Consider the following 14377-nt stretch of genomic DNA (forward strand, 5'->3'; position numbering starts at 1 on the left):
CGGCCTTTCTTATTGGTATATCGTCTGCTTATTTTTTGATAAGCTTCGTGTTGTAAGTATTTTTGTCATCTTTTATTGTGATCACATACATCCCTTTGATTAATGAAGCAACATTAATTCTTTGTCCATCAATCTGTCCTTCCTGAGCTAATCTTCCGTCAGCAGTATAGATTTTGTAATCTGCTTTTCCTTTCAGATTTTTCACTTCTACGAAAGTATCTGCAGGGTTAGGGTAAATAGAAATTTCAGATGATTTTACATCTTTTGTTTCGTTTACAGCAAGGGTTTCTGTAATTTTTACAGTGAAATCCCTGAATCCTCCTGTAGAAATAACTCCACCTCCTTGTACAGGAACTGATGAAACTCCACATGGTCCTGTAGCTGCATTAAAGAATGTACTGATAACTCTCATTCTTAATGTTTTATCACCAGCATATGCATCAGCAGGTACAGTAAATGCAATTGTTCCATCATGGAAGCTAAGCTGATTTGCAGCATTATACACAGGTACAGCGGCATTCGATCCTACTTTTTCATTAGAGTCAAAAACTCCGTTTCTATTGTAATCAATCCAGATTTCCAAGAAGTCACTATAAGTACCCAGATCATGGCCTAAGTTTCTGAATGAAGCAGTATAAGGAGTTCCTTTTGTAAGGTTAACTATTTTTGTTGGATCATCACTGAAATCAAGATAAGTTTTTGCTGCAGTAGCTAAATCACCAGAAAAATAAGCAAGATTAGAAAGGTTAAGCTGAATAAGACCGCTATAGTATGATGCATTCAGATTATTCCCTCCAGTACTCATCAGGCAGTAATCTACTCCTGTAGTTAATCCTTTTGTTTTAAATGCATAGTTTGCTGAAAAGGCTCCAGGAGTACCATTCATAACAGTTGCAACCTGAGCTTCATAATTAGTTTCATCTTCTAAACTGCTTAATAAAACTGAGCTTGTTGAGCTTGTTGTATTCTGCCAGTTTGCTTGGCCTACTTTTCTATAGTTAATAGAATAAGTAGCTCCCGGTACGCTATTCCAAGACAATCTTGCTGTAGTTTTCAGAATTTCAGATGCTAAAGCAAATACGCCTGTAGGAGCAGCTGTTGTAGATGTAGGAGCAGTTCCTACAGTCACTTGTGGAGATACTGCATAGAATACATTTCCTATAGCCGAAATCTTTAATTTAATAGCTCCTGTTAAACTTGCAGGCATTTGTCCTGTATATGATCCTGTATTTGGAGTAGAGGCTACTAATTCGGTCCAAGTAGACCCATTGACAAGATCTGTTGTATACTCAATCTTTACATTACCTGCATTATATGGTGCTGTATTTGTATTGGCAACATTCCATGTAATTGTATTTGATGCATTATTATATAGAGTCGTAGAAGAAGTAATTCCATTGAATTTAAATGGTCCGTCATTTCCTACAGTAACTGTTGTTTCTGCAGATACAAGCATTGGTCTCAAAGCATTTTCATCTCTAACCGTTACCGCATATTGAAGTAATCTTGGTATATAAGAAACTGTTTCCCAAGTAGCTTTATTAGTAAGCTTCCCGGCCATTACAAGAGGAAGGCTAGGGAAATATCTTCTTCCGCTTGCTGTTCCGAAGAAAGATCTAGCTATAGAACCCTGTGCATTGTATCCCCAACCATTATCTCCAGAAATAGAAGCAAGATTATTAACACTATCATATTGCTCCCAAGTGTACTTCATAGCATCGCCCTCAGCATCAGTAGCAGATGCATCTAAATAATAAGGTGTCCCTTTCGGGATTGTATACGCAGTAAGTGCTGCAATAGTAGGTGCCGTATTATTGGTAATATTTTCAGAAGTACCACAAGTTGTTTTAGCATCTAAGCTATTAAGAATTTGGAAGATAGAAGAATAATGGAAGTAAGCATCTGAATTAGGCTGAACATTGTCCTGAGTAATTCCGGCATACCCCATAATCGTTGTTCCTCCACCTGGCTCAACATTTACACCAGACCCTTCCGTAGCATGTGAGAAAGTATGATTTCCTCCCAGCTGATGGCCCATCTCATGAGCTACATAATCAATATCAAAAAGATCCCCTGTTGGATTGGTATTCTGTGTAAACCCAGATCCTTTTGCTAATGAAGTAGCAGTTGCAGGATTAAGACATGTAGATCCGATTGATCCAGCATTTCCATTACCTCCGGCTGCATTGAATACATGCCCCATATCATAAGCTGCATTTCCAACCTGGCTTGTTAAGGTTTGCTGCAACTGTAGATTTAAATTATTTGTATAAGGATCGGATGTAGGATCAGTATAGATAATATTTGGAAGGTCCTGAATAATAAGTTTGATTGCAAAATCTTTCTGGAAAACACCATTTACACGAGTCATCGTAGCGTTCATCTGAGTAACTGTATTCGCTGTTCCTCCAGCCGGATCGAATTTCTTTGTATATTCTCCTGTAGTAGACAGAGCTAATCTATAGGTTCTGAATTTTGTACTCGCCGGTCTATTCGTAATTCCTAGGTTAGAAAGATTTTTTTTTCCGAAGGCTTCTAATGACTTTATATCTTTAAAGTTCTTTTCTTCCGTAGTACATTCAAAGCCATGATCAGCCTCTGTTCTTTTCGTCTTATAAAAAACGCCATAAACCTGCTTGTCGGTAGTAATAGGTTCTATAAACTCGAATTTTCCGTCTTTGATAATCATCGACTGCATTTCAGTAGGTGCAGTACTGAATCTTACATATTTGCCAGGATCATCTACTCCTACCCCCACATAAGAACCTAGCTGATATCTATCTGCCATAGATTTTTCCATAACAGGATCGCTATAAACAGCAAATTTTTCAATTTTTCCTTCTGCTGTAGGTAGAGATACAATAACAGCCTGAGCTCCTTTCCCTGTTTCTACAGCATCTTTTAAAATATTTCTAAGAGATTGTAAATCAAATCTATAAGAGTACTTTACTTCTACTTCTTTTCTGATCTGAGACGTTTTTTGTGAGGCTGGCTCCCACCTCTGCGCATTAACACTGGAAAGCCCAGCAGCCAATGCACAAACTAATAAAATTCTTTTTTTCATAATTACATAGTTAATTTAGAATTAATAAACTTTGAATATCCGCCATAAAAATAAGAATAATAAACATAGCCACATAAAAAAAACAGCCAATTTTAAATAAAATCAGCTGTTTTCTTAAATAATATACTTTTTTAGAGTTATTTCTTTATTCCCATCTCATACAAAGCAAATGATATAAGATCTGCATTCTCGCTAATCACCTGATCTGTTGCTCTTCCGGCACCATGACCGGCATTCTTTTCAATTCTCAAAAGAATAGGGTTTTTACATGTCTGTTTTTCCTGAAGTTCTGCTCCAAATTTGAATGAGTGTGCCGGAACTACTCTGTCATCATGATCACTGGTGATGATCATTGTTGATGGATAGCAAGTTCCTGCTTTTACGTTGTGTACAGGAGAATATGATTTCAGATATTCGAACATTTCTTTACTGTCTTCTGCAGTACCGTAGTCATAAGACCATCCTGCTCCGGCTGTGAACTTATTATATCTCAACATATCCAGAACTCCTACTCCCGGGAAAGCTACTCTTGCCAGGTCCGGACGCATTGTCATGGTTGCTCCTACCAGCAATCCTCCGTTGGATCTTCCTGAAAGTGCCATGTATTCTTTTGAAGTATAGCCTTTGCTCTGAAGATATTCTCCGGCAGCAATAAAGTCTTCAAAAACATTCTTCTTCTGCTGTTTTGTTCCTGCATCGTGCCATTTCTTTCCGTATTCACCTCCACCACGAATGTTTGGAACGGCATAGATACCGCCATTTTCCATCCAGATAGCATTCACTACAGAGAATGATGGCTGCAGACTAATGTTAAAACCTCCGTAAGAGTATAGAATAGTAGGGTTTTTACCATCAAGTTTAGTTCCTTTCTTATAATTGATCATCATAGGAACTTTTGTGCCGTCTTTTGAAGTATAGAATACCTGTTCTGAAACATACTCATCCGGATTAAACTTCACTTTCGGTTTTTGATATACTTCAGATTTACCTGAGTCTACATTAAATTTATAGGTAGTTCCCGGTGTAATATAGTTACTGAAAGAAAAGTAAACATCTTTTTCCTTCTCTTTTCCTCCGAATCCTGAAATATTTCCTTTACCAGGAAGTGTAATTTCTCTAACCAGTTTTCCAGCTTTATCAAACTGTTTTACCTGATCTATGGCATCAATCATATAGGTGGCAAAGAAATATCCTCCACCGGAAGAAATTCCCAATACATTTTCAGTCTGTGGAATTACGTCCTTCCATGTTGCAGGAGCAGGATTACTGATCGTCGTTTTTACAAGACGCATATTTGGCGCATCTTTATCTGTAAAAATGAAAAGATTATCTCCCTCTGTGTCTACAATATTTGCATTGACATCAAATCCGCTTACAATCTGTACAAAGTCTCCGCCTTTTTTAAGGTCTTTTATATATAGTTCATTACCATTTGTAGCATTAGCAGCAGAAATAATAAGGTATCTCTGGTCTTCAGAAACTCCGGCTCCCAGATATCTTCGTGGTGTTTTATCTCCTCCGAAGATCAACTTATCTTCAGACTGTTTTGTTCCCAGTTTATGAAAATAGACTTTATGTTTATCTGTCATCCCGGAAAGTACTGTCCCTTCTTTTGGCTTATCGTAGCTTGAATAATAGAACCCTTCATCTCCCTGCCATGAAATTCCACTGAATTTCACATCCAGCAAAGTCTCATCAATCTGCTTTTTAGTAACTGCATCGATGATGATAATCTTGTTCCAGTCGCTTCCTCCTTCAGAGATAGAATAAGCGGCAAGGTTTCCTTTTTTATTGAAAGACAGATTAGAAAGTGAAGTTGTTCCTTTTTCTGAGAATTTATTAGGGTCTAAAAATACTTCTGTGGCATTCGTCTTGTTGTTTGTTCTGTACAAAACAGACTGTGCCTGCAAACCATCATTTTTGTAATAATAGGTATAATCTCCTTCTTTGAAGGGTGCTGAAATTTTCTCATAGTTCCAGATGTCCTTCAGCTGACTTTTGATTTTATCTCTGAAAGGAATTTTTGAAAGATAGTTCTGACTGTAAGCAACTTCTTCATCCACCCATTTTTTGGTCGCTTCAGAATCATTTTCAAGGTCTCTGAAAGGGTCAGAAACTGCACTTCCGAAGTAGGTATCGGTCTGGCTTCCTTTTAATGCTTTAGGATAATTCATTTTCTGAGAATAAAAAGATGCTGAAAATAATACTCCAGCAGTTAACAATATAGGTTTAAAATTCATACTGATCGGTTTTTCTCAAAAATACGCAAAGTATATGAAATAAAAAAAGTCCCAATAAATTGAGACTTGTATGTTTTAATAGAGTATTTTTCAACTATTCACTGGCACCGAAACTTTCAAAATAGAAATCGGTAAGGTTGGTAACAATCTCATCCGGACTTCCGTTCCAATAGTATATTTTATCACCTTCTTTAAGCTCGTATAGATTAAAGTTCTGATCTGTGGTTACTGTTTTATCAGCATTTTTAAAATCCTGAACGGCCTGAGTCAGATATTTTTTCAGATCTTCCACTTTTATTTTTTTCAGATCACCCTTTGGCCCGGAGGTCAGTTTTGATGGAACCAGGAAACTTACAGAATATGTTATTTCTGCAATTTTTTGTCCTTCAACGTATTCATTAGGAACTACTTTTACATCTTTAATGGTAAGTTTTCCTTTTTTAAAATTATCAAACATGGCTCTGAAATAGTCTTCAGCTTCTTTTTTACATGCTGAACCTGTAGCTTTAGGAAAAGCCGACAAAAAATTCTCTACACTGCCGTTCATCACTTCTTGTGAAGTTTCTTTGAAGTTCACCTGATAAGCATCCTGGCCTTCTACTGTAGGCTTTAAATAATCATTAAGCTTTTTCAACGTTTCTTCATCATTGCTCACGAAAGTACCAAAGAACAGCTCAAAGGCTTCTTTAGGTTTCTTTACTTCAGTCTGCGCGAAAAGTTGCTGACCCATCATAGTAAGCATCAGCAGCAAAATAATTTTGTAGGTTTTCATAGTATATTTTATGTTTAGTTATTTGAAAAGATAAAGCCCCTGAAGAATCAGAGGCTTTATTTTTATGTGTTCTAATCTTAGTAATTTTCTTCTTCTCCCTTCATTTTCTCTGCATTTTCTGCCATGATTACCGCATCAATCATTTCAGAAATATCTCCGTTCATGTAGGCATCAAGATTATACATAGACTTATTGATTCTGTGGTCAGTAACTCTACCTTGTGGGTAATTGTACGTTTTAATTTTTGCAGAACGGTCTCCTGTAGATACCATAGATTTACGTTGTGCTGCGATATCTCCCTGCACTTTCTGTAATTCTATATCGTATAATTTTGTTCTTAGCATTTCCATTGCCAATTCACGGTTAGCCAACTGAGAACGAGCCTGTTGACATACCACTACCAGCCCTGAAGGTTTGTGGGTAAGCTGAACTTTAGTTTCAACCTTGTTTACATTCTGACCTCCGGCACCTCCTGAACGGGAAGTCTGCATTTCAATATCGGCAGGATTCAATTCAAAATCTACTTCTTCAGCTTCTGGAAGAACAGCAATTGTGATTGCAGATGTATGAACTCTTCCCTGAGATTCCGTTTCAGGGACACGCTGTACACGGTGAACTCCTGATTCAAATTTCATGATTCCGTAAACGCCTTCTCCTTCCACTTTCATGATCAATTCTTTGTATCCTTTAGCAGCTTCGTTAGAATCCGTTACTTCATGTCTCCATCCTTTTGTTTTGAAATACATGCTGTACATTCTGTAGATATCTTCTACGAAAATAGCCGCTTCATCACCACCTGTTCCGGCACGTAATTCTACGATGATGTTTTTATCATCTGCAGGATCTTTAGGAATAAGCAATACTTTCAGCTCTTCTTCCAATCCGGGAATTTTAGCCTGAGCTTCTAATTTTTCTTCTTTAGCAAGATCTACTAAGTCTCTGTCTGATCCATCAGCAATGATTTCATCAGACTCTTCAATGCTGTCAAGGGCACCCTTGTACTGATCGTAAACTCTTACAATTTTTCCCAAATCACTATATTCTTTGTTCAAAGAAGAATATTTTTTTTGGTCTGAAATGATATCAGGCTGTATAATAAGGTCTGCAACCTCATTATATCTTTGTTTTATAGCTTCTAATTTTGGAATTAATGATTTAGACATTGTAGAAATTTTGTGGGTGCAAAGATAAGAATTATTAATTCAAAATTAAAATTCCGAATCAGCATAAATTTTTGAGCATTAGGGATAAAGGGAGTAAAATGGCAAAACACCCAATTACAAATTTGTTTATCAGACTTTATAAGAGATTAAAACCGCCTCTAAGATCCTTTGGAGAGCCTTCTGTCCACCAGATATAAAATAATTCCAACTGCGATAATTCCCAGTCCTATCAGGCTTTCTTTAGGATTATGAATAAATGTAAAGTAGAGAATATAAATACTGAACAGGAGAAAAACAGCAGGAAAAATATGAAAAGCGTTAGACTTAAAAATTTTTCTGTCTTTTTTCTTCAGAAAGAATACGGTAGAAATAGCCAGGCTTGCAAAAAGCTGTAAAATAAAAGCCGTGTACACGAAGATCTCTTTAAAACTTCCCGTCAGAATAATAATGGCTGCAATCACTGCATGCGCAAAAATAGCTCTTACCGGAATTCCTTTTTCATTGCCTCCTGATAATGGTTTCCAAATATAGGTATGTTTTGCAAAAGCCTGCGTTAATCTCGATCCTACCCATAAGTATCCGCTAATTGTGGCAACCAGTTGTAAAGCGATAAAAATATTGACAATTTTTCCAAAGGTAGGTCCCAGCATATTGACAGCTGCTTCTCCCATTACATCTTCTTTTCCTGCCAATTGACTTACAGGAGCATGCTTCAGCATAATATAGTTCACCAGAATATAGCTTACTGTTACGAAAACAGTTCCTATAATGAGTGATTTGGGAAGGTTTCTCTGCACATCTTTTATTTCCCCAGCGATATAAGAAGCCGAATTCCAACCGGTGTAGGAATAGGTGACAAAAACAAGAGAAGTGGCAAAAGCCGGAAGCATGATCTCATTTTTCCAGTTGTCACTGAAGTTCAGACTATTTCCAATCTGTGGTGAATCTGAAAGCCCAACTCCCAGAATAACCAGCACAATAATGAAGGTTATTTTGATGAAAGTAAAAAAGTTATGAAATCTACTGGATGTTTTCAGGCTAAATGACAACGCAATCGCAACCAGGAAAATGGCTACAATCGCAAAACCATTTCCAAAAGAATAATCAAATACAGAAAGGTATTTTGACATTGCAAGGGCTGCAAGGGCCACAGGAGAAGAAAATCCAATAATCAGAGAAACCCAGCTTATCAGGTATCCGAACAGCGGATGATAGGTTTCTTTAAGATAGATAAAATCGCCTCCGTTTCCTTTAAAATGTGAACCTAGCTCGGCATAGCAAAAAGCTCCGAACAAAGCGAGAATCCCTCCGATACCCCATAGCAGGAAAATACTGTAGGTATTGGTAATATCGGATAGCTGAAATCCCAGGGTGGTAAAAATCCCTGTTCCTATCATATTGGAAACGACGATGGCGGCAGCTGTTTTCCAGCCAATCTGATGTGAGGTAGTACTCATTTAATGATTAAAAATTAAAATTAAGCCTTCCGAAGAAATAATTCCCCAGCGTTCCCATCTGAACCGGTGCATATTTGAATACTCCATAGTATGAATTTTCATAAATCTGGCGATCCGGGAAAACATCAAAAACATTATTGGCTCCAACGGTAAAGTTGATACTTTTTGTGATATCATACCCAACGCTGATGTCGGTCACTACTTTTGGAGAGAATTCCTGAACCCCGCCAAAAGGATAACCATCTCTTATCACTTTGCCAAAATAGGTATTTCTTACGAGAAAATTGAACTTCCCAACTCCATAATTTAATCCTAATGATGCTTTTGTTTTGGGTGATAACGTTTCAATGATATTGATCTGATCCGGCCCAAAGAATTCATTCTGAGGGGTACCTAAGTTTTCCGGAAAATGGAAGTCTGTGATTTTAGTTTCTGTGTAGTTTCCTGCAAGATTAACATTTAATTTTCCATTACCGAGAATCCAGTCATAAGAAACAACCACATCTACTCCTTTGGTTTCTGTATCAACAGCATTGGCAAAGAATCTTCCGCTTTCTACCTTAAACTGGGCAAGCCTTGGATCAGTAATATTGCTGGTGATTACAATTCTGTCCTTCACTTTAATCCAATATCCATCTACGGAAATAGATAATTTATTCAGAGGGTGAAGGGTAAATCCTGCACTTGCGTTAATAGAAGTTTCCTGTTTGAGTTTATCAAATCCCAGAATTCTGGCAGCATCGCTATCATTCCTGAAGATCCCTTTGGTGACAATTCCCGATCCGGAAGTCGAAATATCGGCATAAGAATTATTAAAATACTGCTGCTGAAGTGAAGGCGCTCTGAATCCTGTCCCGACCGCTGCTCTTACTGCATAGTTTTTCACAAATTCATATCGTACAGCGAGTTTTCCATTCAATGTATTTCCAAAATCTGAGTAATTTTCAAATCTTGCAGCGGCATCAATATTCAGTTTTTTATCTAAATCATAGGAAACATCTGCGTATACTGCGGTTGAATGTCTGTCTTTCGTCAATGCATTATTGGGAGAAAACCCGATGAAAGACTGTGATCCGCCTGCACCAAGCACTGTAGAACCTTCAGCAGCCACATTTCCATTGATGTCATATTGGGTGTAAGAAGCCTCATCGCCAGCCTTGATCTGGTATTGTTCAAATCTGAATTCTCCTCCGAATGCGATATTGAAACGGTTTATATTTTTAGAAACATCAAGATTAACGGTATTTTGAAGGAAGCTATGGGCTCCTGCATAAAAAAGGGTTGGCGATTTTGCCCCAAGAGAAGCATTATTGGTATTGCTTACATTATAATTGAAAGTATTGCTTCCGAACGTATTACTCAGGTCGAATAGCCAGTCATTGACATTATATTTTGCACCTACAGCATAAGACACATCATACACCTGAGATCCAAGACTTGCCTGAAAACCGTTTGGGTAAATGGATGAAACGACATTAGATGTTTCGCTCGGTAGTCTTCTGAAGCCAAAACCTTTTCCTTCTTTGATACTGAAACCTCCGAAAGAATAGAGTTTAAAATTATCATTAAAAGGATATTCTGCATTAAAAAACAGCTGTCCCTGTCTAATCTGGGCATCTCCGATCTGGAAATTGAAGTCGTCACGCGTCAATCCTCGTTCTTTAATTTTTGCATCATCTGCAGCTCTTGCCGCTTCGGGATCATTTGCAAATGCATACGCAAAATTATCTCCGAAAATATCTAAATCATGATTTTGAGTTCTTGTCGTTTTACCCCTATGGCTTAATTGTAGTGAAAGATTAATATAGCCGTCTTTCTTTCCTAATGAAGTTCCGTAATTGGCTCCGGCCTGATAAGTGTCGCCATCATTTCTTCCGGTTACTCCATAAGTAAGACTTGCTGATGCTCCGGGATTTTTTTTAAGAATAACATTGATCACTCCGGCGATGGCATCAGAGCCATATTGTGCAGCAGCTCCGTCTCTTAAGACTTCAATTCTATCAATTGCAATGATGGGAATTGTCCCAAGATCTGTTCCTACAGAACCATTTCCTACCGTATTCTGATAATTAACTAAAGAGGTAGAATGCCTTCTTTTTCCGTTTAACAATACCAAAATCTGATCTGGTCCCATTCCTCTTAAGGATACGGGATCAATATGTTCTGTACCGTCAGAAGCAGACTGCCTCACTGCGTTGAATGATGGGATCACATAGTTTAGGAGATCCTGAGCAGTCATTTGTGGAGAGCTTCTCTGGATCTTGTCAATATTGATAACGTCTACAGGAACCGGTGTCTCAAGTTTTGTTCTTTTGACATTTCGGTTTCCGACAATGATAATGTCTTCGATTTGTTTTCCTTTCTCCTCATTCTCCTGAGCAGCTACCAAAATTACACTCAGCAAAAATACCGCTGTACTTAATTTTTTCATTTTTGTTCTTGCCAATTAATAATAACATTCCTGCGAACCTTTTCGCAGATAAACAAGACTTCAAGAAATGGAATTCATATAAGAATATTGACTTCACTTATCTCCCCTTTCGGGTTGGAATTAGCACCTTTGCACTTTTTTGAATTGTGCAGGTTGCTAAGGTTTCTTTGGGCCAAATCCCTCCACCTTTCTTGATAAATCTACCGCAAAAGTAGACTATTTTTTTCAATATACAAAAAAGGCAAATCAGCTATTCTGCCAATCTGCCTTTTTGTTCTACTTAACAATCATCTTTTGAATTGCGATTCCTGTTTCTGATTTCAATTGAACCAGATAAGTTCCTGGCGGATAATTGATTTTGGTTTCAAAAGTCCCGTTTTCTTTATCAATTTTGAATGAGTCCAGCTTTTTACCGGTCATGTCAAAAAATAAAATCTCACCGTTTTTTGCTTTGTTAAAAATTAATTTTGCGATCCCATTTTGTATTGGATTATTAACAATCTGAAGGGATAATTTATTAGCTGCATGAGTATCCGTTGTGGATAAAGCGCCTGCGTAATTTCCGAAAATCCTGAATTCTCCAGGCTGTAAAGTTATCGGAGCAGTTGTTGAAGCTATATTGGAAACACTGTCATCCATCAGATTCTGCCATTGACCTGTGTAAGGAAAGTAAGGAACAACATTTTGTGCAGAAGTAGTATAATTAGCCAATACCACCACATTCTTTATTCCGGTAGTAATGGTGGTATCATAGAGATAAATCCTGGTGATCAGGCCATCAGGATCATTCGTAAGATTATTGGATTCTATACTGTACGTTTTAGATTTGAAAATCTGATGGGTGTTTCTGATATTGATTATTTTAGCCCATGTGTCGTACACTGCTTTTCTGTTTGCATTGGTATCATATCCCAGCGTAAATGCAACGGGTTTCTCATCTGTTCTGCATCCGCTGTTGATTGTACCATCCGCACATCTGTTGATACTGAATTCGTATCCTAATTCTCCAAACTGCCAGATCATTTTCGGGCCGGGAATAGTGAAGAATGTAGCTCCGAAGGTTTTCATTCTTTCAAGAGCCGTATTCAGATTTTTAACACTATATCCTCCATTGACGGCACCATATTCAAGGTTTTTAAACATAAGTCTTTCCTCATCATGACTTTCTCCATATCCCACAGCACTCATATTGGTAAAGCCATGAAGACTGTGATTCATACGGTCATAATTGCTGTTTTCCTTATATCCCATGGTATTTTGATTGTAAGGATCGGTTTGTTTATTCCAAAGCATAACACCTTTTCCTTCTGCTATTCTGTAGTTGGCCCACTGCTGTTCTTCTGGATCTGTTCCCAGGTGTTCGAAGATCATATAAGAATTGGGATCAATAGCCCACTGTCTGTCTGCATAATGTTTCATAATGTCAACTCTGTCTTGCTGATAAGCATTGGTACAGGCTTCATCATTTTCAGAACAGTTTTGGGTGAATCCTTTCGTCAAATCCCAACGGAATCCATCGATGTGGTATTCTGTGAGCCATTGCTGAAGGCATCTTTCAACGTAATATTGAGTTGAAGAACTTGTATGGTTAAAATCGTTAAACACATTATAAGAGTGTTTGGGAACCTGATTGAAATAAGGGTTATCCGGAGCAACATTCCCGTAGCCATCTCCATCAGGATCTATATTCCAAAGTCTTACCAAAGGTGAGCGTCCTGTTGCATGATTAAAAGCGACATCTAAAATCACTGCAATCCCGTTTTGGTGGCACAGATCTACAAATTCTTTGAATTTTTCAGGGGTTCCATACGCTTTATCCAATGCATAATGGAAGGAAGTATTGTAACCCCAGGAAAGATTTCCATCAAATTCCATGATGGGAAGCAGTTCTATAGCATTGATCTTTAAATTCTTCAAATAAGAAATCTTGTTGATCAGTGACTGCCAGTTTTTTTCCTGAGTAAAGTCTCTTAGTAATAATTCATATACGATCAGATCTTCTTTCGCAGGTCTTTGAAAATTGGTTACCTGCCAGTTATAAGCGGTTTGTCCTGTTTTAAATGTTGAAACTTCAAAGCCCTGTCCTGCAGGGAATACAGGTAGATTTGGATAGGTAGAAGCCGAAATCCATGGGTCGTCGTAAGAAGATAATATCTGTGGTGAATAAGGGTCTGCTACTTTTCTTAAATCATTGGTTCTGTATTGAAAAGAATATAATTGCTGAGGGGTAAGTCCGCTAAGTTCAATCCAGTACAAATCAGGATTTGTGGTATCTTTTTTCATTAAATAAGCATCATTCACAGCCCAGTTGTTAAAACTGCCGATCACATGCACAAAGTTTTTACCGGGAGCATACAATGCAAGCCCTACTTTGGTCTGATCTGTAGGATGATAATTAATTCCCTGTCTGATCCAGCTGGGAACCGCCTGAGACACTACATTTCTCGGAATCTGCAGAATAAATGCAGCATTTTTGGAATTGGATCCCTGTGTTGCTGTAAGCTCCATATTAGCATCTTCCGAAACCGTATAAGTAAAAGAATAAGATTGCGAAGGAGCTGAGGCTGAATTCACGACAACTCCATTGGCTTTTAACTGGAAAGTAGCATTGACATTGGTAGTTGCTGTAATATTGATTGAATTTCCTGCCGGGACTGAGGTAAGACTGTTCGCCAGCGGATTTGTAAGGGTTAAGCTTAAAGTACCCACATTTACAAATATATCCGGTGAGGTCTGATGTGACCCTGTTTTATCTTTTAATAAAAAACCAAACCTTCCGATTCCTGTTCTTCCGAAGAAAGAAGTCGGAGTAAAAGCCAGGGAATAGGTATCTGTGCCTGCATTATAATTCAGCTTATTCAGATCATTGGAATTGCTCCAGCTTCCATTGGTAGGACAGTCCTGACTGTTCTGATAATTGGTATCAAAAGACCACGACCAGATATAAACAGTATTGTTGGAAATACCCCAGGCAGCTTCATCAATCTGGTCCCCGGGAATTGTCAGCGTAACAGCATCAGTTTCGTTGAATGGGTTGGGCGTCATTGTATAGTTGATCTGCCCGAAAACGGCCATTGTAATCAACAGAAAAACAACGGAATAAAAATTTTTCATTATCTTATTTTTTATCGAATATAATATTAATTTTTATTCATCATCACTATTTTGATGTAATATTTCATTTTAATGGGAAAAACAAATAAGAAAAAGGCTCATGAAAATTTCATGAGCCTCCCAATAAAAGTAATTG

General features: G+C 37.7%; 7 protein-coding genes and 1 riboswitch. All 7 genes read right to left on the bottom strand.

The features are described from left to right. Positions 1 to 28: 28 nt before the first annotated feature. Positions 29 to 3064, bottom strand: a complete 3036-nt coding sequence (locus tag DBR39_RS19545) for a zinc-dependent metalloprotease (RefSeq protein WP_124535888.1) — start codon at positions 3062 to 3064, stop codon at positions 29 to 31. A 137-nt stretch (positions 3065 to 3201) separates the two neighbouring features. Next, complete coding sequence (locus DBR39_RS19550; RefSeq protein WP_124535890.1) at positions 3202 to 5304, bottom strand: prolyl oligopeptidase family serine peptidase; 2103 nt, start codon at positions 5302 to 5304, stop codon at positions 3202 to 3204. A 94-nt stretch (positions 5305 to 5398) separates the two neighbouring features. Then, positions 5399 to 6076 carry a hypothetical protein gene (locus DBR39_RS19555; protein ID WP_124535892.1) on the bottom strand — a complete coding sequence of 226 codons (678 nt, stop codon included), beginning with the start codon at positions 6074 to 6076 and terminating at the stop codon, positions 5399 to 5401. Positions 6077 to 6153: 77 nt separating this feature from the next. Continuing rightward, positions 6154 to 7239: a peptide chain release factor 1 gene (prfA, locus tag DBR39_RS19560; protein ID WP_124535894.1), complete on the bottom strand. Its 1086-nt coding sequence runs from the start codon at positions 7237 to 7239 to the stop codon at positions 6154 to 6156. A gap of 158 nt (positions 7240 to 7397) precedes the next feature. Continuing rightward, complete coding sequence (locus DBR39_RS19565) at positions 7398 to 8696, bottom strand: APC family permease (RefSeq protein ID WP_124535896.1); 1299 nt, start codon at positions 8694 to 8696, stop codon at positions 7398 to 7400. A gap of 7 nt (positions 8697 to 8703) precedes the next feature. Then, positions 8704 to 11127 (bottom strand): TonB-dependent receptor plug domain-containing protein, encoded by a 2424-nt coding sequence (locus tag DBR39_RS19570; protein WP_124535898.1) that lies wholly within the window; start codon positions 11125 to 11127, stop codon positions 8704 to 8706. A gap of 94 nt (positions 11128 to 11221) precedes the next feature. Beyond that, positions 11222 to 11328, bottom strand: a riboswitch (SAM riboswitch). A gap of 75 nt (positions 11329 to 11403) precedes the next feature. Continuing rightward, complete coding sequence (locus DBR39_RS19575) at positions 11404 to 14241, bottom strand: alpha-amylase family glycosyl hydrolase (RefSeq protein WP_124535900.1); 2838 nt, start codon at positions 14239 to 14241, stop codon at positions 11404 to 11406. Positions 14242 to 14377 lie beyond the last annotated feature (136 nt).

This window comes from Chryseobacterium sp. KBW03 (assembly GCF_003852415.1).
Lineage (GTDB): Bacteria > Bacteroidota > Bacteroidia > Flavobacteriales > Weeksellaceae > Chryseobacterium > Chryseobacterium viscerum.

Bases quoted from the DNA above. Each gene is read 5' to 3' on its own strand.
- DBR39_RS19570 (WP_124535898.1), bottom strand. From the start codon at position 11,127: ATGAAAAAATTAAGTACAGCGGTATTTTTGCTGAGTGTAATTTTGGTA.
- DBR39_RS19565 (WP_124535896.1), bottom strand. From the start codon at position 8,696: ATGAGTACTACCTCACATCAGATTGGCTGGAAAACAGCTGCCGCCATC.
- prfA (WP_124535894.1), bottom strand. From the start codon at position 7,239: ATGTCTAAATCATTAATTCCAAAATTAGAAGCTATAAAACAAAGATAT.
- DBR39_RS19550 (WP_124535890.1), bottom strand. From the start codon at position 5,304: ATGAATTTTAAACCTATATTGTTAACTGCTGGAGTATTATTTTCAGCA.
- DBR39_RS19545 (WP_124535888.1), bottom strand. From the start codon at position 3,064: ATGAAAAAAAGAATTTTATTAGTTTGTGCATTGGCTGCTGGGCTTTCC.
- DBR39_RS19555 (WP_124535892.1), bottom strand. From the start codon at position 6,076: ATGAAAACCTACAAAATTATTTTGCTGCTGATGCTTACTATGATGGGT.
- DBR39_RS19575 (WP_124535900.1), bottom strand. From the start codon at position 14,241: ATGAAAAATTTTTATTCCGTTGTTTTTCTGTTGATTACAATGGCCGTT.